This is a genomic window from Bacillus sp. WC2503 (assembly GCF_052682895.1).
The window spans coordinates 244790-270581 of sequence record NZ_JBQYMD010000001.1; the positions used below are offsets into that span (position 1 = coordinate 244790).

Below are 25792 nucleotides of genomic sequence, written 5' to 3' on the forward strand. Positions count from 1 at the left end.
ATGAATAATAGGAGATTTCAAACGATAAAAAGTAGTTTTACGAAAAATAAGTTTGTAGTAATGGGAGTTATTATACTTTCGGTTTTAACGATCGCATCAATTTTTGCATTCGTATCGCCATACGATCCTAGTAAAATGTCGATTCCAGATCGTTTACAAGAACCGAGTTTAAGTCATCCTTTCGGAACGGATGATTATGGAAGGGATTACTTAACGAGGGCGTTATATGGCGGACGCGTTTCACTTGCAGTCGGTTTCCTTGCGATGGTTGTTTCTATTACAATCGGCACTGCAGTTGGAACAATTAGCGGATATTTTGGCGGAAAGTTAGACAACTTTTTAATGCGAGTTGTTGAAGTACTTATGTCAATTCCATCATTCTTTTTAATGCTACTATTAAATGCGTATTTAAAACCAGGAATTACGACGTTAGTTCTTATTATTGGATTACTAACGTGGATGGACACTGCGCGTATCGTAAGGGCAGAAACGTTATCTGTAAAAGAGCGAGAGTACGTTTTATACGCAAAAGTATCAGGACAAAAATCACTCATGATAATTGTAAGACATATCATTCCTAACATTTTATCAACCATTATAATCGCCGCGACATTAACTATTGCGACATCGATTTTAATGGAATCATCACTTAGCTTCTTAGGATTAGGTATTAGAGAACCAGATTCTTCTTGGGGCAGCATGCTAAACAATGCGCAAGGATATATTGGTGAAGCTTGGTATTTAACACTCTTCCCAGGATTTCTTATCCTTTTAACGGTACTTAGTTTTAACGTAATTGGTGAAGCGCTTAAGAAAGCTTTCGCGCCAAAAGGAGCTGGACATGAAAACTAACGTGTTAAGTGAAAGGAGTGAGAAACGTGTCTGAAAAACTACTAGAAGTGAAAAATTTAAAGACTTCTTTTTTCATAGAAAGTGGCGAAGTTGAAGCAGTTCGCGGCGTTACATTCCGCTTAAATAAAGGAGAAGTAGTCGGTATCGTTGGGGAGTCTGGAAGCGGAAAGAGTGTAATGGCAAAGTCCGTTATGTCTCTCGTTACGTCGCCAGGGAAAGTGAAAGAAGGAGAGATTCTTTTTCATAATGAAAACATCCTTTCTAAATCTGAAAAAGAATTGCGTTCTATTCGAGGAAATCAAATTTCACTTATCTCTCAAGATCCAATGTCGGCGCTAAATCCAGTCGTGAAAATTGGGAAGCAAATGACGGAAGTAATTATACGACATCAAAAAGTGAAAAAGAAAGAAGCAGAGCAAATCGCGGTCAACTTGTTAAAACAAGTCGGTCTTTCTTCACCAGAAGAAAGGGTGAAACAATATCCGCATGAACTAAGCGGAGGTATGAAGCAGCGAGTTATGATCGCAATGGCGATGTCTTGTAACCCTGACCTTCTCATTGCGGACGAACCGACGACAGCACTTGATGTAACGATACAAGCACAAATACTAGATTTAATGAAAAACTTAAAAAACGAAACGAACATGGCGTTACTTCTTATTACGCATGACTTAGGAATAGTCGCACAAAACTGTACACGCGTTATCGTTATGTATGGCGGACTTATTATGGAAGAAGGACCTGTACTTGATATTTTCCAATCGCCGAATCATCCATATACGAAAGGGCTATTAAACTCTCTGCCAAAAATAGCGAACGGCGTAAAAGAAAGACTCGCTCCGATTCAAGGTGTAACACCAAACTTATTAAACCCACCACAAGGTTGCCCGTTCGCAGAGCGTTGCCCGCATGCGATGGACATTTGTGAAAAAGAACGTCCACCATATTTTGAAATCGGAAACGAAAGACGTTCCATGTGCTGGCTAAACGATAGGGCGGTAGGTGATTTTCATGCATGAAGAAAACTTAATTGAAGTTCGGAACTTAAAAAAGTATTTTCCTATTAAAAAAGGACTATTCGGCAGAAAAACAGAGCAATTAAAAGCAGTCGATGACTTAAGCTTCACTATTAAAAAGGGTGAAACATTCGGGTTAGTAGGAGAATCTGGATGCGGAAAATCAACGACAGGAAGAAGTATCATTCGCTTACACGATGTCACTTCAGGTAACGTTTTATTTGATGGAAAAGATATCGCAAGTTTAAAGGAAAGTGAACTAAAAGAATATCGAAAACGAATGCAAATCATTTTCCAAGATCCATACGCATCATTAAACCCGGCAATGAATGTATTCCAAATTATTAGCGAGCCAATGAACATTCACGGCTCTTACGAAAAAGAAGAACAAAAAGAAATCATATTAGACCTGCTCAAAAAGGTAGGATTAAAAGAAGAACACTTATATCGCTACCCGCACGAATTTAGTGGAGGCCAGCGCCAGCGCATCAGCATCGCGCGTGCACTATCTGTAAAACCGGACTTCATTTTATGCGACGAACCAATCTCAGCACTAGATGTCTCAGTCCAAGCGCAAGTCGTAAACATGCTGCAAGACATCCAAGAAGAAACAGGCGTCACATACTTATTCATCGCACATGACCTATCCATGGTAAGACACATATCAGACCGAATCGGAGTCATGTACTTAGGAAACATAGTAGAAATTGCCGACAGCGAAGACCTATACACAAAACCGGCACATCCATACACACAAGCACTACTCTCATCCATGCCAGAACCAGACCCAACAAACGCAGGAAAAGAACGAATCATTCTGCAAGGTGAAGTTCCAAGCCCGCTCAACTCACCATCCGGCTGCAAATTCAGAACGCGCTGCAAATTCGCCACTGAAAAATGCGCACAGGAAGTACCGAAAATGGTTGAGATTGCGAAAGGGCATCAGGTGGCCTGTCATTTGTTTTAGAGGGAGAGCACTAGGGGGGACCTGGTGCTTTTTTCTTTTGTGCTGGGGTGTGGGATTGGTTGTAGACTAATGGTCAGTGATTGTTTATAGTTGCATTTCCTGTTATATAATTTTCCTTATTTTTCAACTATAATTGTAATGATATGTTAGATTGTATATTTTATCTTTAATATATTTAATGGAAGGGGGACTCTCTATGAAATTGCTTCGTTTATTTCTCATTTTCACTCTTGTTGTATTGTTAAGCGCATGTAATACAGCAACAAAAGTCACAAAGGTTCAAAAAAATGGCGAAACGACTTTAACAATTGGTTCTTTGCAGGGGTATTACGATGTACAAACGCTTAAAGCTGAAAAAGGAAATGTGGAAATTCCTTATGAGGCAGCAGTTGAAGAAGGTACGATTTTATTGCAAGTCACAAAAGACGATAAGGTCATTTATGAAGAAGAAGTCACTTCTCAAAAAGAAGGTCTGCTTTCTTTTGAAGCGCCAAAATCCGGATCATATGATTTAATTGTACGTGTGAAGGGTGAAGAAGAGAAAGCGAAAGGAATTCAAATACATACGAAGCTATGAAAAAACGGCAAGCGGAGTATACTCGCTTGCCGTTTCCATTTCCAGTTGGTTCTGGCATAACAAATGCTCATCAATTTCAAGAAGTGAACGTAAAGTAATTCTAAAATATACAATATTTCACTTTCGGCGATGTAATCTCTAATAAAAGATTCAATAAATTTCATAATATAAATATTTAATTCTAATCATTAAAAATCCTACTTTTTCTTACTTTAATTGTTTCTAAAATATAAAGAAGAATACCTAAACCAAATATTTTTTCAGTATTAGAAATATTATTACCTAATTTAATAATAGGTACATTTAAGCTAAATCTTTCACTCCATTCTAAAGGCATATATCCCCTCTTGCAGTTTATTAATATACGATCATCCATTGTACGAAAAGACGTTTCGAAAAAATCAAATTCCACTTCTATCTCAGAAATTTTTATCTCTTTTTCACTCATCAAAGAACCACGTACCATTCCAAATCCTTGTATCATATTTTCTTTAAACATACCTACACAATTATAATTGGAATCATAAATAGCCCAATCATAATTTTCAACTTCACTATGAAAATATGCAAGAATTTCTCCATCACTTGCTTCCAATCCAAAACCTTCTTTATTTTTTAAAATAGGTAATGTTGAAGAAATCATCTTTGTTCCTGCTACATATCTTCCATCAGGAGTATATAAACCTAAATGTTTATTATTGCCGGGTAATTCTAACAAAACATAAGTATCAATATCCCAAAATGTTAAATCATTTTTAACTATATTTTTTTCTAGTAAATTTCCTTTTCTTAATTGCCAAAATCCAATACTAAAAAATACAAGAGAAGCTATAATAATTAAGATTACTGGTCCCCAATTAATATTACCCCAAGTATTATACATACCAATTAATCCATAAAGAAAAAGCCCAGTTCCAATTAAACACTTAAACTTCCCCTTTTTTTTATAATACTCAAATAATTCCACGCAAACACCTCTATCAGTTGGTCTTAATATTTCAATTATCCTTCAAATAGGGGGCACATTACCGAAAGTTAAAAATTGTACACTAAGGGTGTAAAAACCTATTATATCAGGTTTTATAGAGCATATAAGTCTATGTTGATGCTACCCCAATATAGACTTATATTTACCTTTATAATAAAAGAGGACGTGGAGTAACTTGATTATTCTTAATCATTCGACAAGATGCAACAATTTAAGATCGTGTTTTTTGCTATGATAAGTAAGAAATTTACATATCGTGTTATTGGGGGATAAAAAAAGATGTTGAAAAAATTTACTACATGTATTTTAGGTGGCGCTTTAGTATTCAATTTATCTGGTTGCGGCAATACATCCGACAAAACTTCTTCAGAATCTAAAGAAACCAATTCTAAACAAGAAGAAAAGAAAGTGCAAACAACTGATGAGACGAAAACGAAAGAGAATACAAAGCAGAAAAATACAGAACAAACAAAAGAGAAATCAAAAATAAAAGAAAAAGAGTATGCTGTAAACAAGGATTTTCATACACCTAAATTTGATGTAACTGTAAAAAGAGTTGTAGAAAGAGATAAGGTTGGTAAAGAGAGTATAGGATTCCAAAAACCTGAAGATGGACATGTCTTTATTGTTGTAGAAGCAGAAGGGAAAAATATCACAAACGAACCGATGAAATTAGCCGTTTTACCATCAGTGGATTTAGTGGATGAAAATGATAATGCTTACCAAAGTGATGTGTTGGCAGCTAGTAGTTATGCGGTTGAAAAAGCCGAGACCTCTACTATTACTAAGGGATTAAAACCAGGGGAGGTAATGAGAGAAAGTAAAGTTTACGTGATTAATAAAGAAAAATTTGATACAGGAAAATGGTATGTACTTGTTAACCATGAGTATAAGGAACAAATTAAATAGTGTTTATTTATGAAGAGGAGATGGCTCCTCTTTTTTGTTATAAGTTAACACAGAATTTCGTTATGAGGGACTGCCTTTTGGTGGTCTTTTTTGCATAAAATCTTGTAAAGCAAGAAAAAGTAGAATATTAATATTCTAATATTCAATAGAAAGATAAAACGTTTAAAAGTTCAGAATAATACTTTATAATATATTTAGTAAAATTAACCAATGTATATTTTGCTCATTATGTATTAAAGGGGAAATGAAAATGGCTGGACAAATTCGTATGTCACCAGAGGAGCTTAAATCAAAAGCGACTCGATATGGACAAGGTGCAAATCAAATTGAGGATATTTTAAGTCAATTACAAAACTTACAAAATGAATTAAGAGGAGAATGGGAAGGTCGTGCTTTCGAAGGTTTTGATCAACAGTTCAATGAATTAAAGCCAAAAGTACAAAACTTTGCACAGCTATTGCAAGAAATTAATATGCAGCTGAATAAAACTGCAGAGGCCGTTGCTTCTCATGATGAAGAATTATCACGTAATTTCGGTTTGAAATAAAAATTGTCATACTCTATATAACAAGCATTTCAAATGAGCCATACAGCTTATATTGTATGGCTCATTTGATTGCATGCCCAGCGAGTGATATTGATAGGGATATATATTTTATGAGATTTCTTTGATGCATTTGGAGAACTTATAGAAAGGGTTTGAAAGAATGGGACAATTTCAAAGTAATTTACAAACAGCAACGCAAATTGCTACGAAAATGGGATCAGCCTCTGATAGGATTCAAAGTGCAACCAGTCGTTCTATAACAAAGGCGACGCGTACAACATTATCTGTTAACTTCAAAGCACAAGAAGCGAATCAGCAAGTTTTAGACTTGACGAAACAATTTTCCGCTGCCTTTCAACAAGCGGTTGATAATATTCATTCGGTATCTAATGAATTTGAGAGAATGGATAACGAACTTCACAACACTTTTCGCTAATGTGACAACCTACGTAAAGTAAAATAGTAGGAGGAAAAAGATGGATCGGGATATTGAAAATCAAATTAAAGAGTTAAATCTAAAGTTACGAAGTGTATTTGAAGAACAGGACCGAAATCAATCTGCGATTCAAGCTCAAGAACAAGCGGAAGCAGATTTTTATGAATGTAGAAGTCGAAATCGTCGTTTGTTTGATCGAATTTTAGGAACTTGGCATGGTGATAGAGAAATGTCTCAGTTTTTTATGAATACGTATCAAGATGCACAACATATTGAACGAAAAGTCACATTTGAATTGGAAAACAAAAAAGAAACATTGTTTAAAGAGAAACGAGATCTTAGTGATTTAGAAAACGACCTTTCATATCAGCAACAACAATTAGTAAAGGAGGCTAATTCATGAGTTTAAATATGTATTTGGGAGAAGTACAGAACCAAACTCAAAGTATGAACGCTGTATGTACGGCCACCATTCAAGGTATGGAACAAGCCATTCAGTCGATTGATGCTTTTGCAACTGATACTGTGTTACAAGGGCAAACATATAGCAGTGCAAAAGCATTTTTTGTACAAACCTTTCGTCCTCTAGCGCAAGGAATAATTTACTTATGTGAAGAGCTAATCCGACAAAACAATGCCTTTCCAAGTCAATTTCAATCACAGGTAGCTCAGGCAGATGTTATTGAACACGAGATATTAGAACAAATTCGAGAAATTGACCGAATGAAAACAAGTATGGAAGCTGTTAATCAAGCTATGCCAATGCCGGGTATGGATGCCATGGTAAATCTTTTTATTGTTATGAGGCAAAAACTGCAAGAAAAGCTGGATCATTTGTATCAATTCAATCAGACCTCTAGTAATAATTATAGTACAGCAATTCAATTAGCAGCGAGTATTGCTACAGGTCTTGCGGAAGTCCAAAGTGGGAAAGGGTTTAGTGGCGTCAGCGGTACATTTAATACACAAGGATTGAATATGGATTGGACGGGGCCTATTCAAAAAATTACAGAAGATAAAGCTCGTGAAGTTGAAAGATTAAATAAGGATTCTGAATCTGGTGAAGTAGACAAAAAAGAGTCATTTTTAGGTATGACTGGCTTTGATCCGATGGTACCATTAGATGGAATGGGGAATATATTCGGAACGCTTTCAGGTGCAGCTGCAGTAGGAAATACAGTTTATAAAGTAAGGAATGGTTATGAGGTAAAAAAAGAATTTGATAGAAAAAACAAACGAGTTCTTATAAGAGAGAATTATGATTCTGTTAAAGATAATAAAAAAGTTAATGGACGGCATAGAGATCATAAGATTTACTATGTAAATGATATCGAAAAGAAAATCGAAAATGGAACAGCTACTCCTAAGATAAAAGAAATAGAAGCGATGATAAAAAAAGGAAGCGCAGCTAAAATGGCCTTAAAGGATAAGCTTGGATGGGCTAGTGTAGCTATAGATTCATATACGGATACAAGTGAAAATATCAAAAATAATGCCTCGAATGATAAAATTGCAGGAGATATTATTGGTAATGTTGTAGTGGGAGGAGCAACAACTGTAGGGGCTGCGGTTCTGACTGTTGCAGTTCTTCCTGCTGCTACGCCAGTTTTGGCAGTTGCAGCAGCAGGATTCGGTATTTCAGTAGGATTAACATACTTAACAGAAGGTGTAAAATGGGATGTTGATTTAGATGGTGATGGTGAAGATGATAGTATTAAGGATATGGTGAAAACGGGTGCGAAAAAAACTTGGTCAACAGTAGCAGGGTGGTTTAATTAACATGAAAAAAAATACAGATTTTAATAAAAAAGTTTTTGAATATTATATGGCTCTTTATGCTGTAAATGATATAAGATCGACTATAATTACTCTTGTGATTGGGATAGCAGATATATTTGTGCTTTTACCTGCTTTTGCGAGTCCTGTTCAACCGATATATATGTACATAATAGTTCCACCAGTTGCTTTTTTAAATTTATGGGCAATATGGATTGTTATAAATCCTAGGAAGCGGCAATTACAATACACTCTATTTCGTGGGGTATTTGGCATCGTATGTTCAGTAGGTTTATTAGTTATAACCCAAAAGTTTGCATATGGAATGTTAGGATTACAAACTCCCATCTATTTTATTTTTTCGGTTGGTTTGTATATTTTTGCTTTGAATTATTATTATAAAAATCATATTAAAAAACTTCAGGAACCAATCAAAAAATCAAAATCATCGAAAAAAAACTCGGGTTTCGGAGTAGTGGCTTTTATAGGATTGGGTCAACTCGTTGCTAATATCAGTCTTGGTTTTGCAACACAAAAGATGGTAGCAATTGTATTAATGTGTGTATACTCCATGCTTTCGTTTATTTTGTTTCATTTCATTATGGAACTCCATAGGTACTATTATTTAAGGAAGCATATAGAAGATGGGGGTAGAACACATGAAACCTTTTAAAGAGTCTGTATTGAATATTAAGTATATAATCGCGGTTCTCCTATAGCCAGTAAAGACTGCGGAAAAGAAAAGGGAGAAGCAAAATCATAAATATAGAATTATATTTAGATAAAGGAAGGATGGGGAATTATGCAATTTTCTAAAGAAAAGTTTTTACCAAATGGTTCTATTGTTCTATTAAAAGGTGGGACGAAGAAAATTGTGATTTATGGAAGAAAACAAAAACTTATGGTTAAAGAACCTGTGATGTATGACTATATTGGCTGTTTTTATCCAGAAGGATACATTAATCCTGAGTATACATTTGTATTTAATCATGAGGATATTGAAGAAATTATATTTGTAGGTTTTATAGATGAGGAAGAAGAGGCATTTGTAGGATTGCTTAATTGAATGTGATTTAGAAACAGGTGACCTTCAAATTCTGATAAAACTAGCAATCTCCACGCCGAACTTGGACAAATTATAAGCGGGGAAAAGCTGGACACGAAAATGATGAAGAGATTACTATTTTCAAATCATTTGGTTTGGCAGTAGTAGATATTATCGTCGCGAAGTATTTGTATGAGAAAGCGGTGGAGTGCGGGATGGGGAATAGGATTGAGTTTTGAGACTGCCTTTTGGTGGTCTTTTTTGCATAAAATCTTGTAAAGCAAGTAAAAGTAGAATATTCAATAGAAAGATAAAGTGTTTGAAAGTTCGGAATAATATATTATAATGCGTTTGGTGAAATTAACCAATATATATTTTGCTCATTATGTATGAAAGGTGAAATTATAATAGGCGGGTATGTTTATAGATTCCGCGCAGGTGAAGAATCAGGGTTTCCGCAACTTCACCTAACGGTTATGGCGGGGGAGTTTCATTTAAATTTGAGAAGGAATCGAGATAATAGAATGCGAAAATTTTCAAAAATAGTTATATGTGTTGGTGCGTTAATAATGATTATACTGGGCATGATTGTACATGATACATGGAAGGATAGGATTTATTTTTCTTTAGCTGTACTTTTTGTTACCGTACTTTCTTTACTATGGAATATAGTTGCTCATAATATTATGGATAAATTTAAGAAAAAGTAGAATAAATAGCTATGAAACTTTTACCGATTGGAACAGTAGCGGGGTGGTTTAATTAATATGAAAAAAAGTATAGATTTTAATAAGAAAGCTTTTGCACATTATATGGCTCTTTATCCTGTAAATGAAATAAGAGTTCACGTAATTGGTCTTGTCCTTTTGGGGGCAGATGTGTTTGTTCTTTTGCCTGCGTTTGCGAATCCTTTTCAATTACTCTATGTATATATAGTAACTCCTCCAGTTATTTTTTTAAATTTGTGGGCGATATGGATTGCTATCAATCCTCGGAAACGACAGTTACAATACACTCTATTTCGAGGAGTATATGGCGCCATATGTTCAGTCGGATTATTGGTTATAACTCAAAAATATGCTTATGAAGTGTTACAATTACAAACTCCCATCTATTTTATTCTTTCATTTGGTTTGTATGGTTTTGCTTTGTATTATTTTTATAAAAATCATATTGAAAAACTTCAGGAACCAAGAAAAAAATCAAAGTCGTCGAAAGGATCTGGTGGTGTAAAAGTAGCAGCTATTGCAGCGGGATTGGGGCAGTTAATTGCTAATATAATTCTTAGCATTGCAACACAACAGATGGGGGCAATTGTATTTATGTCTGCATGCACAGTGATTTCGTTTGTTTTGTTTTATATGATTATAGAACTCCATAAGTATTATTATTTACGGAAGCATATAGAAGATGGAGGGAAAATACGTATAGGCTTTTAAATGGAAAAAAAGAGCAGCTTCTCTAATGGTGATGAGCTTTCAACAAAGGCTATAGCTGGGAAATTGGATGTGAATATACCCTATGATTGGAAGAGTTTAAAAGAAGATGTATTTGTTAGTAAAGTTATTGGCGTAAAAGGGGCAGCAGGTATTTGAGATAACTCATATAAATTTAAATCCACAATTCCTTTAATGACACCTTTAGGTATTATACAATTAAAAGATAGAGAGGTTACAGTTACTCAAAAAAATTTTTCAGGAGAAGTTATAGCGGGTATTGACGATTACTCCTTAAAAGCAGGATCGGAAGCTTCTACACTTAAGTATGAAGTAGAAGTAAGTATGCTACATTTTTCAGATCAGTTTCCAATTTTTGGAGGTGTAGACCTGGAAATTAAAGGTGATTTGGGATTAGGCGCAATAGGTTTGAAAGGTAGCGTTGGAAAAGAAACTGGTATAACGGTTCCTGCTTTAGAGGGTTTTACTGTGGGAAGTAGTTTAAAATTTGAAAAACCTGAGGAGAAAAAATGATATGAAAACTCCATCGTATAAACCATTATATATTTTAGTTTATGTCGTAATATCTGTATCTATTATAGGATTAATGATTACTCCATCCAACAATTTGTGGGAAAAATTGTTAGGAACTATCGTTCTCATTCTTTTGGGTGTAGGTTTAATATGTTTTTAAAAATTCGGACGGTGGGCGCAAGAGAAATTTTATAATAAATTTACAAAAAAACGGGATTAATATAAGACTGGAGTAATTTAAAACGTGGGAGCAACCTTTGATGATATATGGTAGAAAACAGGAAGATTCAAAAACTAAGGAAACTTGGGATTATGTGGCTTGTTATTATCCTATTGGAAATGTTTCAACTGAATATAATATGTTTTTTAACCATGAATACATATCAGAAGTTATTTTTACTGGTTACATAAATGGGGATGAAATTAAGTTGCGTGAAGATTTGAAATAATAATTTGAAATTTATAACTATAATAAAATATATATATCTTAATGGATATAATTTTTTATTATAGTTATTTTTATAAGTTTAATGGTGAAAATTTTATTGGGAATAGAAGGGGTAATGATGGTAAAAATTTTTAAAAATACAATTTTATTTGTTTTGTGTTTAGTAATTCTTAGTGGTTGTTTTACAAGAGAGGGAACTATTGTTGGTGGTAAAGTTCATGGTTCTTCAGATAGTGTATCAGGTAGTATATCTGGAGATTATAGAAAATTTACTGGATCTGCAACTCAAGATAGGAAAGTTAAAAAAGGTGAGAATTGGATTTTTTCTTTTGATGATAAAACTAAACAAGGAACTATAATTGCTTATGTTGTGGATTCAAATGATAATACAATACTAGAGTTTAATAGTGGCGAAGGCGAAAAAAATATTAAAGTGCCTAAGGATGATACATATAAGGTTAAAATTAAAACGGAAGAACATGGTGGGAAATTTCGAATATCATGGAAAAAAGAAAAATAGTTTTTTGATTGAAAAAAGCATCTAAAGAATACAATGTATTTTTTAATCATAATTAAATCGATAGTTTATTTTTTTAAGGTTTTGAAACAGTTGAAGAGTTAGAGTTAAGAAATAAACTAGCAAAATTTTAATGAAAAGGTAGATTAATTATATGTTTTCCGGATTTCAATGGTTTCCTAAAAAATGGGGAAAAAGAAAAGTTTCAGAACAGTTTCATCAATCAAAGTTTGCTGATGAAGGTAAAGGTATTTTGATTACTATTTATGCTATAGATTTGTATTTTATATCTATTCCTTTAAAGGTAAAAAAATATAATTAGTTTTAATCATAAATATATTCTTTATTTGAAGGTTGGGGTAGAACACAGGAAACCTTTTAAAGAGTTTGTATTGAATATTAAGTATATAATCGCGGTTCTCCTATAGTCAGTAAAGACTATGGAAAAGAAAAGAGAGAAGCAACATCATGAATATAGAATTACATTTAAATAGAGGAAGGATGGGGAATAGGATTAAGTTTTGAGACTGCCTTTTGGCGGTCTTTTTTGCATAAAATCTTGTGAAGCAAGAAAAAGTAGAATATTAATATTTTAATATTCAATAGAAAGATAAAACGTTTAAAAGTTCAGAATAATACTTTATAATATATTTAGTAAAATTAACCAATCTATATTTTGCTCATTATGTATTAAAGGGGAAATGAAAATGGCTGGACAAATTCGTATGTCACCAGAGGAGCTTAAATCGAAAGCAGCTCGATATGGACAAGGTGCAAATCAAATTGAGGACATTTTAAGTCAACTACAAAACTTACAAAATGAATTAAGAGGAGAATGGGAAGGTCGTGCTTTCGAAGGTTTTGATCAACAGTTCAATCAATTAAAGCCAAAAGTACAAAACTTCGCACAGCTATTACAAGAAATTAATATGCAGCTTAATAAAACTGCAGAGGCTGTTGCTTCTCATGATGAAGAATTATCACGTAATTTCGGTTTGAAATAAAAATTGTCATACTCTATATAACAAGTATTTCAAATGAGCCATACAGCTTATATTGTATGGCTCATTTGATTGTGTTGGACACACGTTTAAAAAGAGCGATATTGATAGAGAAATTTCAGATGTTTATTGGGATTTCTTTGACATGTTCTGAAAATTAGAGAAAGGATTTGAGTGATGGGACAATTTCAAAGTAATTTTCAAACGGCACAACAAATTGCTACGCAGATGAGAACAGCTTCGGATATAATCCAGAGTGCAACAAATCGTTCTATAACAAAGGCGACGCGTACAACACTATCTGTTAACTCTAAAGCACAAGAAGCGAATCAACAAATGTTAGATTTTACGAAACAATTTTCCACTGCCTTTCAACAAGCGGTCGATAATATTCATTCAGTAGCCCAAGAGTTTGAGAAAATGGATAACGAACTTCACAATACTTTTCGCTAATGTGACAACCTACGTAAAGGTAAAATGGTAGGAGGAATATGATGAGTCAAGATATTGAAAAACAAATTAATCAAGTAAATCAAAAGTTACGAAGTGTATTTGAAGAACAAGACCGAAATCAATCCGCGATTCACATTCAGGAGCAAGCGGAAGCAGATTTTTATGAATGGAGAGGTCGAAGCCATCGTTTGTTTGATCGAATTTTAGGAACTTGGCATGGTGATAGAGAAATGTCTCAGTTTTTTATGAATACATATCAAGATGCACAACATATTGAAAGAAAAGTCACATTTGAATTGGAAAACAAAAAAGAAACGTTGCTTAAAGAAAGACGAGACCTTAGTAATTTAGAAAACGACCTTTCCTATCAACAACAACAATTAGCAAGGGAGGTCAATGCATGAGTTTAAATATGTATTTAGGAGAAGTACAAAGCCAAACTCAAAGCATGAATGCTGTATGTACTGCTACCATTCAAGGTATGGAACAAGCCATTCAGTCGATTGACACTTTTGCAGTTGATACTGTTTTACAAGGGCAAACATATAGTAGTGCAAAATCATTTTTTGTACAAACCTTTCGTCCTTTAGCGCAAGGAATCATTTGCTTATGTGAAGAGCTAATCCGACAAAACAATGCTTTTCCAAGTCAATTTCAGTCACAGGTAGCTTCAACTGATGTAATTGAACAAGAGATATTAGAACAAATTCGGGAAATTGACCGAATGATAGCAAGTACAGAAGCACTCAATCAAACTATGCCAATCCCAGGTATGGACGCTATGGTAAATCTTTTTACTGTCATGAGGCAAAAACTGCAAGAAAAATTAGAACATCTATATGAATTTAATTATACTTCTAGTAGTAATTATGATACGGTACTCCAACTAGCCGCTAGTATTGCGACGGGTTTGGCGGAAGTTCAAAGTGGAAAAGGCTTTAGTCCTGCAAGTGGTACATTTAGTACACAAGGGTTGAATATGGAATGGACAACTTCAATTCAAGCGATTACAGAAGAGAGGGCACGACAAGCTGCCGATTCAATTGAAGAAGGTGAAATGTGTGGTAAGCTACCTGAAAAATCTACTGGTGAAAAAATTTGGGACGGTATTGTAGATGGTACGGGACAAGCAGTTAGCGATACAATAGACGGAATAAAAGCTTTAGGAGATTGGGAAACATGGGAAAACATGGGGAACGCTGCTTTGCACCCTATTGATACCCTTAGTACCATGTATAATGCATTGTCGGATTCATTTATTAATGATGTAATAAATGGAGATGCAGAAAGTCGGGCAAAGTGGGGAAGTTATGCTTTAACACAAGTTGGATTAGGACTTATTGGTGATAAAGGATTAAGTAAAGCAAGTAAATTAGGGCAAGCGGGTAAAGTGACCAAACTAGCAAAAAATAAGATTCCGCAAGCTATTTCACATATTACAAGTAATTTACAATTGGGAGATCGTTTTGCTCTTGCTGGTGGAAATAGTTTGCGATTTAGATTTGATACGCCTGATTTTAAAAAAGCTGAAGAAAAGCTGTCGACCTATCAGTTTGCTAGAGGTGAAAGTAATTCTGGTGGGAGTAATTTTGTTAATGAAAATCATAGATCTTCACTTTCTAATAGGGAAATTATATCTAATTTACAACATACAGAAAAATTTAGACCAAATACACTCAAACATATCCTAGAGGGTGAAATAAATTGGCGTGGTGACGCAATGGGTTATCATACTGAAGTATTGGAGAATACACCTGGAAAAATAATTAGCGGAACAGAAGAGATATTAAATGATCAAGGCATTTATAAAGCTAGGGTAGAAGTGAATAGAATCCCTAAAACTGGAAATAGAGGATTCTCTACATTTTTCCCTAAAGATTGGAGCCCACAAAAGATTGTAGATAATATAAATGAAGCATATAATAATAGAACGTATGAATTTGGTAACACATATTCTGGAATAGGTTTAGAGGGTATAAGGATTAGCATGTATATAGATGGGAATGGGAAAATTATCTCTGCTTTCCCAGCGGAATAAATTTTATCTTTAGTATAAAGGAGTACAATAGTAATGAAATATCCATATAGCTTTGAAGTACTTACCAATGGAAAACTAGTTATGAGGCTTCCTCAAGAAATTAAACTTATGGAGACTTTTTTAGGCGTTGAAGTTTCTGCGTTTGGAGATTGGATTTTAGAAGAAATACATAGTGTTTTAAATGGGAAAGAAAATTACGTAGTAGTAAATGGAAACATTTGTGGTTTAGAAATTCGGAAAGATACAACTACTGTCCTAGACAATTTGGCTGAAGATGGTAAGGGAGATTTTTGTGAGATAGAAACGATTGAATTAGTAGATTTAATTCATATTTGGCAAGATAAACAAAAAGAATTTAAAAAAGGAAAAAATTGAAATAATAGATAGAGCTGACTTCTATAAGAAGTCAGCTCTATCTATTATTTCATATTTCTCCATTATCTCAGGTTTTAAAGTCTTTTTTCCTAAATAATTATCAGCAATAGTCATTGCAAAAGAATCTAAAGGTATTTAGATATAATGATGGGTGGAGAGATAGTTCACATGAATTTTGGTGTGATCCATTTAGTAGATTAAGAATTCGTTTATAGGAAGAGATTGCTATTGTATCTGATTTTATAGAAAATTTATATGAAGTGGATGAATATATAAAGATTTTAGATGATGTTGTAGAAGGAAAATATCTCAATTTTGAATTAGAATATAATGATGCAGTAGTAAATTCTAATAGTCCGTGGAAATGGAGAAAAATTAACAGCTCCCCCAAAAGCTATTATTAAGTAGGTTGCTATTGAGAAAGGTTTAATACCTGATGTTCCTATGAAATTAGGTACACAATATCCTGATTTTAAGAAAGCTGATTTAATTATTAAATCGGATGAGTTACCAGAGGAAATGTGGTTGGCAAGTGACAAACAACAATTTAAATGGTTAGATGATAGAATACCAGGTGGACGGAGTGAAAGGCATTGGTCTTATAGATCTAAAGGTAGGTAAAGAAATGGAGGAACTAAAATGAAGATTAAAAATGGTAGTGAACTTCAATCACCAAATGATGAATTAATTGAATCATTTGAGGAATATTGTGAGATAAAATTACCAAATGATTTTATAGATTTTTTGAAAAAATATAATGGCTCTATTCCAATTACTAATGTTTTTTCACATGAAAAAAACGAACTTTTAATTGAACGTTTCTTATGTTTGTTGGAGGACCCAGAAGATGATGATGAAAATGGTTGGTATGATATAGAGGTTGTATTATCTGATATCGATACTCGTTTAACGGATGATGAAGATTTAACAGGGATAAATGTTATTCCGTTTGCTGTTTTATTCGCAGGTGATTTTCTTTGTTTAGATTTTAGAGAAAAAGAAATACCATCTGTTGTGGTATGGTATCATGAAGAATCAGAAGAGTTGAATCCGGTAACTAGTGAAGTTGCAGATAATTTTAGTGAGTTTTTAAGTATGTTAAAAGAATAATGTAAGAAAAGTAATTAAATTTTATTTATGGGTTTGAATTTGTATTAAAGTTTTTTGTTTTAATATTTTAATTAAAAAAGAAGACTAATATTTGCTTTTTAGTCTTCTTTTATTTGCTTTTTAATAGGTTGATATATATATTTTAAAAGAAATTAAAGGAGAAATGTATCAAGGATATTATCCTTTTCTTCTTTATTAATACCAATGTATTTAAGTGTAATTTGTGGTGTATGATGATTAAGGATTTCTTGCAACATCGCCACATCTTTTGTTCATAGAACCAATATCCGAAGGTTTTTAAATTATATATTAATGAATTATGCTTTTTTAGATAAAGCAAATCGAGTTCAGATAAACGAAGAACATAGAATACATACTTTTAACTAGATTTATTATTAGCTAGTGTATCCCCACCACCAAGCTCCGCCTCAATCTGCGAAGTCTTCGATGACTCATCCATACGCCAATACGTAATAAAGCTGATCGCGATACATCCAGCTACGTAGAAGTAGAATAATGATTCCATTCCGATACTCTTTAGCCATAATGCGATGAACTCAGCTGTTCCGCCGAATATCGCAACTGTTAGTGCATATGGTAAACCTACGCCTAGTGCGCGAATTTCTGTTGGGAAGAGTTCTGCTTTTACAATTGCGTTAATTGATGTGTAACCAGTAACGATAATCAGACCGACCATCATGAGTAAAAATGCTACGATTGGTTCTGTCGTTTTTTCCATAAAGAAGAAGATTGGTGCTGTTAGTAATGTTCCGAGAATACCGAATGCCATTAATAGTGGACGGCGTCCGATTTTATCGGATAGTAGTCCTGCAATCGGTTGAAGTACGACGAATATAAGTAGTGCGACAAAGTTAATCCAGCTTACAACTTCTTTCGGAAGGCCGACTGTGTTTACCATGAACTTTTGTAAATATGTTGTGTACGTATAAAATGCAACAGTGCCTCCTAGTGTTAGACCGACTACTGTTAATACTGCTTTCGGATGTTTCATAAGAGCGCTAATGGTTCCTGCGCTTTCGCGTTTTTGCGATTTTATGTTTGAGAACTGCTCCGATTCATCCATCGTGCGGCGAAGCCATAATACAGCTACTGCGCCCATCGCTCCAATAATGAATGGAATACGCCATCCCCAAGCTTTCATATCTGGTTCGCTTAGTAATTGCTGAAGAACAATTTGAACGCCTAACGCAACCATCTGTCCAGCAACGAGCGTTACATATTGGAAACTTGAATAAAAACCGCGGCGGCCACTACTAGCCATTTCAGATAAATACGTTGCGGAAGTCCCATACTCTCCGCCGAGTGATAATCCTTGCAGTAAACGGGCAAGAACTAAGATGATCGGTGCCATAATCCCAATGCTTTCGTAACTAGGTGTACAGGCGATAATTAAAGAACCACCCGCCATAACCGTAATCGAAAGCGTTAATGCTGCCCGGCGTCCGTGCCGATCTGCATATCGTCCCATTAATAAACTTCCGATAGGGCGCATTAAAAATCCAACTGCGAAAATAGCTGCTGTGTTCAGTAACTGACTCGTTGGATCTCCTTTAGGAAAGAACTCTGCTGAAAAATAAACAGCGAAAGCAGAGTAAACGTACCAGTCGTACCATTCAATTAAATTACCGACTGAACCTTTGAAAATATTGCCGGCGACTCGGTTTGATTTTACTTGAGCCATACTAATTCCTCCTCTTGCTTATAAATAAAATGATAATTATGAAAGCGTGTTCATTGTAGTTGAATTGTACTGTTTTTTAACTGAAATCTCAATATTATGACAATTTTATTCTTTTTGTACTTTATGAACATGGATATTTTTAATAGTTGCTTCATTTTCAGTTTTGTCATAATAATAGAAAAAGGAGATTGATAGTTTTGAATATTTTATCAAAGGATATGGAGTATGAAAAAATCACAAAAAGTGTCGTTACAAACGAAAATAGTATGCTTAATTATTACGTTAATTTTATTTGTCGTTCTCCTATTAGCGGGAATATTTGTGTACATTCAGTCCGTTGATACGAAGCGCCAAGTGGAGCAACTAGCACTGCAAACGGCGAAGTCACTTTCTTTTATGCCAGCTATAAAAGAGGCCTTTCAATATAACGACCATAAAAGTACCATTCAATCTATTGCGGAACAAGTTCGTGAGCAAGCTGGTGCAGATTATGTAATTGTGGAAGATCGTTATGGGTTTATGTATTCCCATTCTAATTCGGAATTGATTGGGACAAAGAGTAACAATCCATATAACTATGAAGCACTCACTTTTGGAGGGTACTATACGCTTGAAGGAAATGGTGTAAGCGGTCCTGCTTTAATGGCGAAGGCACCTATTATTGTTCATAACGGAGACTACGATCAAGTTGTAGGCGTTGTGACAGTAGAGTTTTTAATACAAGGTATTGAATCTAACATATTGAGCAGAACGAAAGAAATTATCCTCTTTTCCTTAGCGGTATTATTAGCCGGAATTGTTGGTGGCATTCTTTTAGCGCGTAGCATTCGTAAAGATACACTCGGTTTAGAGCCCAATGAAATCGCAGCGTTATACCGGGAACGAAGTGCGATACTACTATCTATAAAAGAAGGAATCATCGCCATTGATCAAAACGGTTTTATTACGATGATGAACACCTCGGCAGAAGAAATGCTTCAGGTAAATGATGATTATATGCAGCAGCACATTTCAAAAGTTTTACCTGATTTTAATATGGAAAGAGTGCTAGAAACCGATCAAGAAATCGCATTTCAAGATAAAGTGTTTATTTTAAACATGACGCCGATAATCGAAAATAACAGTACGGTAGGAGTTGTATGTAGTTTTAGAGATAAAACAGAACTGCAAAACCTTGTGAACACAATATCTGAGGTAAGAAAGTATTCAGAGGACTTGCGTGCTCAAACGCATGAATTTACAAATAAGCTGTTCGTCTTATCTGGCTTATTGCAGTTAGGGCATTACAAAGAAGCGATTGAATTTATCCAACAAGAATCTACTATTCATCAAAGCCAAAATCATATTTTATTTCATCAAATTCACGATGCGAAAGTACAAGCTATTTTATTAGGAAAAATCGGAACAGCGTCTGAAAAGAAAATTGATTTTCATATTGAAGGAGATAGTGCGCTTCATCCGTTACCAGACCATATAAAAGTTTCGCACCTTATTACGATACTTGGAAACATAATCGACAATGCATTTGATGCGGTGAATGAACGAGAGGAAAGGAATGTTTCCTTCTTTGTTACGGATATTGGGCACGATATTGTGTTTGAAGTAATAGATAGCGGGATAGGAGTACCAGCAGAAAAAATCACGACCATTTTTCAAAAAGGATTTTCAACGAAAGGAAATGATCGCGGTTACGGACTAGCAAACGTGAAAGAAATGGTAGATCTACTAGAAGGAACAATTGAAATTCAAAACGAGAAAAATGGGGGAGCTATTTTTACAATTTACCTTCCGAAAACATTGAGAGAAAGTACATAACAAACAGGGGGATGGGCATATGTTGAAGGTTGCAATTGCAGAAGATGATTTCCGCGTCGCGCAAATTCAAGAGGAGTTTTTATTAAAAATAAAGGACGTAAAAGTGATTGGAAAAGCATTGAACGCGAAAGAAACGATAGAACTACTACAAAAGGAAGAAATCGATTTGCTTCTATTAGATAATTACTTACCAGATGGAATTGGAACCGACTTATTACCACAAATTCATGCTGACTTTCCAAACGTTGACGTCATTATGGTAACGGCGGCGAATGAAAACTATATGCTAGAAAAGGCAATTCGAAACGGCGTAAGCAACTACCTTATAAAACCGGTCACGTTAGAAAAATTCATTCGCACAATTGAAGACTATAAAAGAAAGAAGCAATTATTACATAGTAACAATGAAGTAAATCAAGCACTCATCGATAACTTCTTCGGCACTTCGCAAATACAAGATATGAAAAACTTACCGACTGGTGTTGATCCGTTAACACTGCAAAAAGTGAAAGGAATTATAAAAGGATTCGAAGAGGGAATTACAATAGAAGAAATGGGAGAACAAATGGGAGCTTCCAGAACAACCGCAAGAAGATATTTAGAATATTTAGTAGCGACAAATGAATGCACAGTAGAATACACATATGGCATTATCGGAAGACCAGAACGAAAGTATCGAATAGGACGAGGACTATGAAAAAACGATTATTACTATGTATATGGATTATGACAGGAGTAATAGCTGGTTGTTCCTCGGAAAAATCCCATACGAATACAGTGAACATCGACAAAGTAGAAATCGTTGCGCCGAACGTTCAAGGAGCAGGATGGGATTTAACAGCGCGAGCGATGCAAAAAACGCTGACAGAAGAAAAAATCTTCACAAAACCAATCACAGTCACAAACAAAGTAGGAGGAAGCGGTGATGTCGGATGGAAATATACGAAACAAAAAGGCGGTCATATACTAGCGATTAACTCCAGCTTACTCATAACGAACAACCTACTAGGCCACAGTAAACTAACATATAAAGACTTCACCCCGCTCGCAACACTCGCATCGGACTGGGAAGTTGTTGTTGTATCAAAAGACTCAAACATAGACAACGCAAACGAATTAATGGAACAACTAAAACAAGACAAGAAAAACTTCAAAATCGGCGTTGCCCCCGGCTTAGGAAACGACGATCACCTATCCTTCGTACAAGTAAGCAAAGCATTCGGCATAAACCCTGCCGAACTACAATTCTTCGTCTACGAAAACAAAGAAAAAATCATAAACGCCCTAACGAACAAACAAATAGGCGCCGCAACCATGACCCTATCCGAAGCCGAAAAACAATACAAAGCCGGCAAAATAAAAATATTGGTCGTATCCGCACCAAAACGGCTAGACCGACTACCAGAAATCCCAACTTGGAAAGAACAAGGAATCAACGTCATCTTCCAGCACTGGAAAGGGATTATGGGCCCGAAAGATATGACAGAGGAAGAGGTTGCTTATTGGGATGGTGTGATTAAGAGGATGGTGGAGAGTGATAGTTGGAAGGGGATTTTGAGGGAGCGGGGTTGGAATTCTTATTATAAGGATAGTGGGGAGAGTAAAATCTTTTTGGAGGAGAGTTATGGTTGGTATGGGGGGATGGTTGAGTTTAGTAATTAATGCATGTTTATTTGTAAGAAATAGGATATGTGACATAAATAATGCCACATTATGAGTTATGATTAATTTATAACGACTTATTAAAATGATTATTAAAGAGTATTGATTCACAAATTTATAAACGGCGGGTGTGGGGAATGGATTATAATTTTGAGATTTTATCACTTTTAGATAATTCAATGGAGTTCGAGAAGCTACATAGTAAGTTTAATCGTTTTAACCCTTTTAAAATATTGAAGGTAGATAAGTTTGAGATTAGACATTCTAATATGATTGCTTGGTTACTTGATCCTATGGAAAATCATCACTTAGGTTCTATGTTTGTAAATAAGGTCCTTTCTAGAACGTTTGTAAAAGCGGAGAATGAGGAGTTAATTGGTCAATATAATTTTATTAAGTTACATAAGCAGTCTCTTCAAGATTTAGAAGTGTTTCGCGAAGTACAAGCGAAAAATAATAAACGAATTGATATTTTGGCAATATCAGAGGCACAAAAGGTTGCTATTCTGATTGAAAATAAATATAAGTCATTGGAATCGGATGGCCAATTACAAAATTACATAAATTTTGTTAGCGAGAAATATGAAGGGTATACGATCATTCCAATTTTTTTAAGTTTAGATGGTAGCGCTCCAAGTCATAAATCGTATCTTACTTTAGATTATGGGGATATATTAAATATCCTAAAAGGGCAATTGGAGATTTATAGTGAGTATACGTCTAGTACGATAAAAGATTTCCTTTCCTACTATATTGATATATTAGAGGGAGAACTTGTTCGTGATGAAGAAGACATTGAACTAGCGTTAACAGTGTATAAGAGCCATAAGGCCGCTGTTGATTTTCTATGCTTAAATGGTAACGGAAAAGTAGTTGGAAAGTTTGTTAATAAAGAGTTGTTAAGGGCTGTAAAGAAATTGAGTGCTGAAGAAAAAGAAGATCTTCGCAAAATTTATAAGAAGTATGCTGAAACGCTCCACTTTATACATGGAGCTGGAAATAGCGTCATGAGAGAAGCATTTTTACAATTTGTAGAGAAAAATCAAATACCAGAAGATTGTTACCATGAACACATTCGCATTCCATCTTTCATTTTCGAAGAATGGAAACAACTTGATGAGATTGTTGGAGTTCCAAATCATGAGTGGTGGCTAAATAATGCTCTTATAACTTGGTTCGAAAGAAAAGTAGATGGGCGTATGAAGCTTATTGTTGAAGTTGGGCCATTGGAATACAAGCAGAGATTAAGGTTATTATACAAGTTAGAGGAAAATGGAATTACTATTAAAGAAAAATCAAAAGAAGCTGGATCCATGTATACAAGAATTTATGCTGGATATGAAAATATAAGTGATTGGGCAGATCAAGATGAAATTCTCCGTGTGATGAATGATATGTATAACAATGCTGATTTTAATCAAGTGGTGGCGGCTATAGGCGATACTATAAAAGGGCTTGTATACGGAGAAGAAGATTCTTCTTCTGAAATTGTTGCGGTAGAGAGTAGTCAAACAGACGCGGATACTTTAGCAAATGCTTTTCAATTATTCGCCCATGAACAAAAGTGCCAAGAAGGTTTTTATAATATTCATCACCGATTACCATCATTTATTATGCCGGAGTTTCGCAAACTAGAAGAACAATTTGGAACACCGAAATGGAATTGGTGGTTAAATAACTGTGCAATTATGTGGTTTGAACGTTTGAAGGATAATAGATTAAAACTGACGCTAGAAATTGGACCACTAGAATCACAAAAGAGATTAGCGCTATTAACAAGGATTGAAAGTAAAGGGAGAAAAATAAGCGCGGCAGCGAAAAGGCCAGAAGCGTCGTATACAAGAATTTACACAAATACAAGTAATATAAGTAATTGGTCGGATGAAGACATTGTTATACAGGCTATGAACGAGTTATTTAATGATACGGACTGTCAAAATGTTATTCAAATGTTAACAGATATCGCTAAAGAGGAAGTTCATATTTAAAAAGAATTGCGAAGTGCAGAGGGATGTACTTCGCAATTCTTTTAATGTAATAAAGGAGGTGGCTCATTAATGAAATTAGCAAAAACACAGTTACAACAATTTATATTAAAACAATTGAAAGTCTGCGAGTTGAAAGAAATAAACGTCGAGTTCGCAGTTCGAGGGCTGGATTTTGATCCGAACATGTTTATTCGTGCCGGAGAGATGGGATTAGAAATAGGGTTTCATAGATTGGTATGGAATAGTCCTGTCGTACCAGATATGACACGGTTACACATCATATATTATTATGGGAACATCTAGAGGAATTAAGTGACAGTGAGAAAGCGGTAGAGATTAAAGAGAGTATTATTATCGTGGCTGATTTTAGAAAAAGGCGGTATCAGCAGTGTCAGTTTTGTGATACAAAGACTTTGCCAGAACAACTTGATAGGGATGGTGTATGTCAGGGGTGTGCTAGTGTGCATTTTGGGGTAATATATTGATTTTTTAGAAGTAATTATAGAAATAATTTAAAAGATAGTTCTATTCTTTTATACTTAAATGAGGATGGATGAATAGAAACGAGGAATTATATGAGTAAATTAAGTAATTGTCTGTACATGATTGAGCTCCTGCACGCGAGAGGCAAGATGAAGATTAGTGAATTAGCGGAGTTATTAGAAGTAAAAGAGCGGATGGTCCGCATTTATCGTGATGATATTGAAATGGCTGGTATTAAAATTGATACAACTAAAGGAAGGGACGGTGGTTATTCTCTTTCAAATACATCGTTATTTCCTATTAAAAATATGTCTCAGCAAGAGATGGATGCGTTAACATTCTCTATTCAAAAACTAGTTTCAAAAGGTAATGATATTTATTCAAAGGACGCACAAGTAGCGTTAGATAAATTGAATGCAGTTCGGAAAGTTGAAACGAATAAAGATCGTCATATTTATTTTGTTCAAAGATCTAAGCCAAATTATGAGTTTTCTAATGAAAATCAAAAATATGTACAACTACAAGAAGCGTTATTTACAAGGCGTAAGGTGAAAATTCAATATGAAAAACGATTTGGTGAAAGATCAGAACGAATTATTGATCCGTACGGCTTTGTACACTACAACGAATTCTTTTATTGCTTAGCTATGTGTAATGATAAAAAGGAAAAACGTATGTTTAAACTATCTCGAATGAAAGATATTAGAATTTTGTATGATACATATAAAATACCCGATAATTTCGATATTCGAGAAGAATTTCCGAAATTCGGACTTATGAAAGAACCATTAGAAGTAGAGTTGCTCATCTATCCACCTTTTGCTGTATCTGTGCCAGAGTCTATCTGGGGAGAGAATCAAAAGATAGAACATAATGATGATGGGAGTATCCTCTTCCGTGCAACGATGAGCGGGAAAGAGTCAATTAAGAAATGGATTTTGGGAATGGGGGCGGCTGTAGAAGTAATAAAGCCTGATAGTTTCAGGGATGACATGATTAAAGAAGGAAGAAAATTGTTAAAGTTATACGAAAAGTAAACTGAAATATGTTTAAGAAAAATTTTTAAAAATATTAATAGATTTTATAGAACTCCAATTACCTAGTGATAACTTTAGGT

General features: G+C 34.6%; 32 protein-coding genes and 4 pseudogenes. 33 read left to right on the forward strand and 3 right to left on the reverse strand.

Features of this window, described 5'->3' with window-relative positions:
• From ACUN26_RS01315 to ACUN26_RS01330, 4 genes are all read left to right on the forward strand, one after another.
• Nucleotides 1-852: an ABC transporter permease gene (locus ACUN26_RS01315; protein ID WP_001065314.1), complete on the forward strand. Its 852-nt coding sequence runs from the start codon at nucleotides 1-3 to the stop codon at nucleotides 850-852.
• Nucleotides 853-878: 26 nt separating this feature from the next.
• Entirely contained in the window at nucleotides 879-1871 is a 993-nt protein-coding gene (locus ACUN26_RS01320) for an ABC transporter ATP-binding protein (RefSeq protein ID WP_001291165.1), read from the forward strand.
• On the forward strand, nucleotides 1864-2835 hold the full coding sequence (locus tag ACUN26_RS01325) for an ABC transporter ATP-binding protein (RefSeq protein ID WP_000544127.1): 972 nt from the start codon (nucleotides 1864-1866) through the stop codon (nucleotides 2833-2835). Before ACUN26_RS01320 ends, ACUN26_RS01325 begins: the two co-directional genes overlap by 8 nt.
• 196 nt (nucleotides 2836-3031) lie before the next feature.
• The gene (locus tag ACUN26_RS01330) at nucleotides 3032-3412 is read left to right on the forward strand and encodes a BA_1872 family lipoprotein (RefSeq protein WP_000771813.1); all 381 of its coding nucleotides are present in this window, start codon (nucleotides 3032-3034) and stop codon (nucleotides 3410-3412) included.
• Between the two features lie 181 nt (nucleotides 3413-3593).
• On the opposite strand, the gene ACUN26_RS01335 is transcribed toward ACUN26_RS01330, so the two are convergent.
• A complete protein-coding gene (locus ACUN26_RS01335) occupies nucleotides 3594-4379 on the reverse strand; it encodes a hypothetical protein (protein ID WP_000418483.1) in 786 nt (261 codons plus the stop codon).
• Nucleotides 4380-4679: 300 nt separating this feature from the next.
• Here ACUN26_RS01335 and ACUN26_RS01340 point away from each other — a divergent pair, with 300 nt between their 5' ends.
• From ACUN26_RS01340 to ACUN26_RS01450, 23 genes and pseudogenes are all read left to right on the forward strand, one after another.
• Nucleotides 4680-5309 carry a hypothetical protein gene (locus ACUN26_RS01340; protein ID WP_000913413.1) on the forward strand — a complete coding sequence of 210 codons (630 nt, stop codon included), beginning with the start codon at nucleotides 4680-4682 and terminating at the stop codon, nucleotides 5307-5309.
• 250 nt (nucleotides 5310-5559) lie between these two features.
• Nucleotides 5560-5856: a WXG100 family type VII secretion target gene (locus ACUN26_RS01345; protein WP_000918602.1), complete on the forward strand. Its 297-nt coding sequence runs from the start codon at nucleotides 5560-5562 to the stop codon at nucleotides 5854-5856.
• A gap of 160 nt (nucleotides 5857-6016) precedes the next feature.
• Nucleotides 6017-6292: a TIGR04197 family type VII secretion effector gene (locus ACUN26_RS01350; RefSeq protein WP_000529667.1), complete on the forward strand. Its 276-nt coding sequence runs from the start codon at nucleotides 6017-6019 to the stop codon at nucleotides 6290-6292.
• A gap of 40 nt (nucleotides 6293-6332) precedes the next feature.
• Nucleotides 6333-6695 (forward strand): DUF3958 family protein, encoded by a 363-nt coding sequence (locus ACUN26_RS01355; protein WP_000373345.1) that lies wholly within the window; start codon nucleotides 6333-6335, stop codon nucleotides 6693-6695.
• Nucleotides 6692-8071: a T7SS effector LXG polymorphic toxin gene (locus ACUN26_RS01360; protein WP_000056074.1), complete on the forward strand. Its 1380-nt coding sequence runs from the start codon at nucleotides 6692-6694 to the stop codon at nucleotides 8069-8071. Before ACUN26_RS01355 ends, ACUN26_RS01360 begins: the two co-directional genes overlap by 4 nt.
• Nucleotide 8072: 1 nt before the next feature.
• Nucleotides 8073-8741, forward strand: a complete 669-nt coding sequence (locus ACUN26_RS01365; protein WP_000742403.1) for a hypothetical protein — start codon at nucleotides 8073-8075, stop codon at nucleotides 8739-8741.
• Nucleotides 8742-8870: 129 nt separating this feature from the next.
• Nucleotides 8871-9134, forward strand: a complete 264-nt coding sequence (locus ACUN26_RS01370; RefSeq protein WP_001160635.1) for a DUF4176 domain-containing protein — start codon at nucleotides 8871-8873, stop codon at nucleotides 9132-9134.
• Between the two features lie 36 nt (nucleotides 9135-9170).
• A pseudogene (locus ACUN26_RS01375) lies at nucleotides 9171-9352 on the forward strand (ornithine cyclodeaminase family protein); the annotation flags it as partial.
• 150 nt (nucleotides 9353-9502) lie between these two features.
• Nucleotides 9503-9823, forward strand: coding sequence for a hypothetical protein (locus ACUN26_RS01380; protein WP_000675567.1), 321 nt, complete (start codon nucleotides 9503-9505; stop codon nucleotides 9821-9823).
• Nucleotides 9824-9880: 57 nt separating this feature from the next.
• Nucleotides 9881-10552: a hypothetical protein gene (locus ACUN26_RS01385; RefSeq protein WP_000748155.1), complete on the forward strand. Its 672-nt coding sequence runs from the start codon at nucleotides 9881-9883 to the stop codon at nucleotides 10550-10552.
• Nucleotides 10553-10708: a hypothetical protein gene (locus tag ACUN26_RS01390; protein ID WP_000412691.1), complete on the forward strand. Its 156-nt coding sequence runs from the start codon at nucleotides 10553-10555 to the stop codon at nucleotides 10706-10708.
• Nucleotides 10709-10744: 36 nt separating this feature from the next.
• The gene (locus ACUN26_RS01395) at nucleotides 10745-11083 is read left to right on the forward strand and encodes a hypothetical protein (RefSeq protein ID WP_000188068.1); all 339 of its coding nucleotides are present in this window, start codon (nucleotides 10745-10747) and stop codon (nucleotides 11081-11083) included.
• A gap of 257 nt (nucleotides 11084-11340) precedes the next feature.
• Entirely contained in the window at nucleotides 11341-11532 is a 192-nt protein-coding gene (locus ACUN26_RS01400; RefSeq protein ID WP_170959438.1) for a DUF4176 domain-containing protein, read from the forward strand.
• A 117-nt stretch (nucleotides 11533-11649) separates the two neighbouring features.
• Nucleotides 11650-12051: a hypothetical protein gene (locus ACUN26_RS01405; protein WP_000238713.1), complete on the forward strand. Its 402-nt coding sequence runs from the start codon at nucleotides 11650-11652 to the stop codon at nucleotides 12049-12051.
• A gap of 151 nt (nucleotides 12052-12202) precedes the next feature.
• A complete protein-coding gene (locus tag ACUN26_RS01410; protein ID WP_000490950.1) occupies nucleotides 12203-12370 on the forward strand; it encodes a hypothetical protein in 168 nt (55 codons plus the stop codon).
• A gap of 385 nt (nucleotides 12371-12755) precedes the next feature.
• The gene (locus ACUN26_RS01415; RefSeq protein WP_000918591.1) at nucleotides 12756-13052 is read left to right on the forward strand and encodes a WXG100 family type VII secretion target; all 297 of its coding nucleotides are present in this window, start codon (nucleotides 12756-12758) and stop codon (nucleotides 13050-13052) included.
• 174 nt (nucleotides 13053-13226) lie between these two features.
• Nucleotides 13227-13502 carry a TIGR04197 family type VII secretion effector gene (locus ACUN26_RS01420; RefSeq protein WP_000529651.1) on the forward strand — a complete coding sequence of 92 codons (276 nt, stop codon included), beginning with the start codon at nucleotides 13227-13229 and terminating at the stop codon, nucleotides 13500-13502.
• 41 nt (nucleotides 13503-13543) lie between these two features.
• Nucleotides 13544-13906: a DUF3958 family protein gene (locus ACUN26_RS01425; RefSeq protein ID WP_000076124.1), complete on the forward strand. Its 363-nt coding sequence runs from the start codon at nucleotides 13544-13546 to the stop codon at nucleotides 13904-13906.
• Nucleotides 13903-15540 carry a ribonuclease gene (locus ACUN26_RS01430; RefSeq protein WP_000056139.1) on the forward strand — a complete coding sequence of 546 codons (1638 nt, stop codon included), beginning with the start codon at nucleotides 13903-13905 and terminating at the stop codon, nucleotides 15538-15540. Before ACUN26_RS01425 ends, ACUN26_RS01430 begins: the two co-directional genes overlap by 4 nt.
• A gap of 33 nt (nucleotides 15541-15573) precedes the next feature.
• Complete coding sequence (locus ACUN26_RS01435) at nucleotides 15574-15915, forward strand: type II toxin-antitoxin system toxin (RefSeq protein ID WP_000877045.1); 342 nt, start codon at nucleotides 15574-15576, stop codon at nucleotides 15913-15915.
• A 113-nt stretch (nucleotides 15916-16028) separates the two neighbouring features.
• Nucleotides 16029-16259: pseudogene (locus ACUN26_RS01440) on the forward strand (hypothetical protein); the annotation flags it as partial.
• 100 nt (nucleotides 16260-16359) lie between these two features.
• A complete protein-coding gene (locus ACUN26_RS01445) occupies nucleotides 16360-16536 on the forward strand; it encodes a hypothetical protein (RefSeq protein ID WP_002038067.1) in 177 nt (58 codons plus the stop codon).
• Nucleotides 16537-16554: 18 nt separating this feature from the next.
• Entirely contained in the window at nucleotides 16555-17025 is a 471-nt protein-coding gene (locus ACUN26_RS01450) for an SMI1/KNR4 family protein (RefSeq protein ID WP_000694781.1), read from the forward strand.
• Nucleotides 17026-17177: 152 nt separating this feature from the next.
• Here ACUN26_RS01450 and ACUN26_RS01455 read toward each other — a convergent pair.
• Nucleotides 17178-17320: pseudogene (locus tag ACUN26_RS01455) on the reverse strand (tyrosine-type recombinase/integrase); the annotation flags it as partial.
• Nucleotides 17321-17404: 84 nt separating this feature from the next.
• Nucleotides 17405-18727: an MFS transporter gene (locus ACUN26_RS01460; RefSeq protein WP_000079862.1), complete on the reverse strand. Its 1323-nt coding sequence runs from the start codon at nucleotides 18725-18727 to the stop codon at nucleotides 17405-17407.
• Between the two features lie 225 nt (nucleotides 18728-18952).
• Between ACUN26_RS01460 and ACUN26_RS01465 the strand changes: the two genes are divergently transcribed.
• The 6 genes and pseudogenes from ACUN26_RS01465 (at nucleotide 18953) to ACUN26_RS01490 (ending at nucleotide 25712) form a co-directional block, all read left to right on the forward strand.
• Nucleotides 18953-20542 (forward strand): ATP-binding protein, encoded by a 1590-nt coding sequence (locus ACUN26_RS01465; RefSeq protein ID WP_000749567.1) that lies wholly within the window; start codon nucleotides 18953-18955, stop codon nucleotides 20540-20542.
• 19 nt (nucleotides 20543-20561) lie between these two features.
• Entirely contained in the window at nucleotides 20562-21239 is a 678-nt protein-coding gene (locus ACUN26_RS01470) for a response regulator (protein WP_000921506.1), read from the forward strand.
• Nucleotides 21236-22204, forward strand: coding sequence for a tripartite tricarboxylate transporter substrate binding protein (locus ACUN26_RS01475; protein WP_000746638.1), 969 nt, complete (start codon nucleotides 21236-21238; stop codon nucleotides 22202-22204). Before ACUN26_RS01470 ends, ACUN26_RS01475 begins: the two co-directional genes overlap by 4 nt.
• 137 nt (nucleotides 22205-22341) lie before the next feature.
• Nucleotides 22342-24192, forward strand: a complete 1851-nt coding sequence (locus ACUN26_RS01480; protein WP_000386138.1) for a PDDEXK-like family protein — start codon at nucleotides 22342-22344, stop codon at nucleotides 24190-24192.
• 69 nt (nucleotides 24193-24261) lie between these two features.
• Nucleotides 24262-24677 (forward strand): annotated as a pseudogene (locus ACUN26_RS01485) (hypothetical protein).
• A 90-nt stretch (nucleotides 24678-24767) separates the two neighbouring features.
• A complete protein-coding gene (locus tag ACUN26_RS01490; protein WP_002156268.1) occupies nucleotides 24768-25712 on the forward strand; it encodes a helix-turn-helix transcriptional regulator in 945 nt (314 codons plus the stop codon).
• Nucleotides 25713-25792 lie beyond the last annotated feature (80 nt).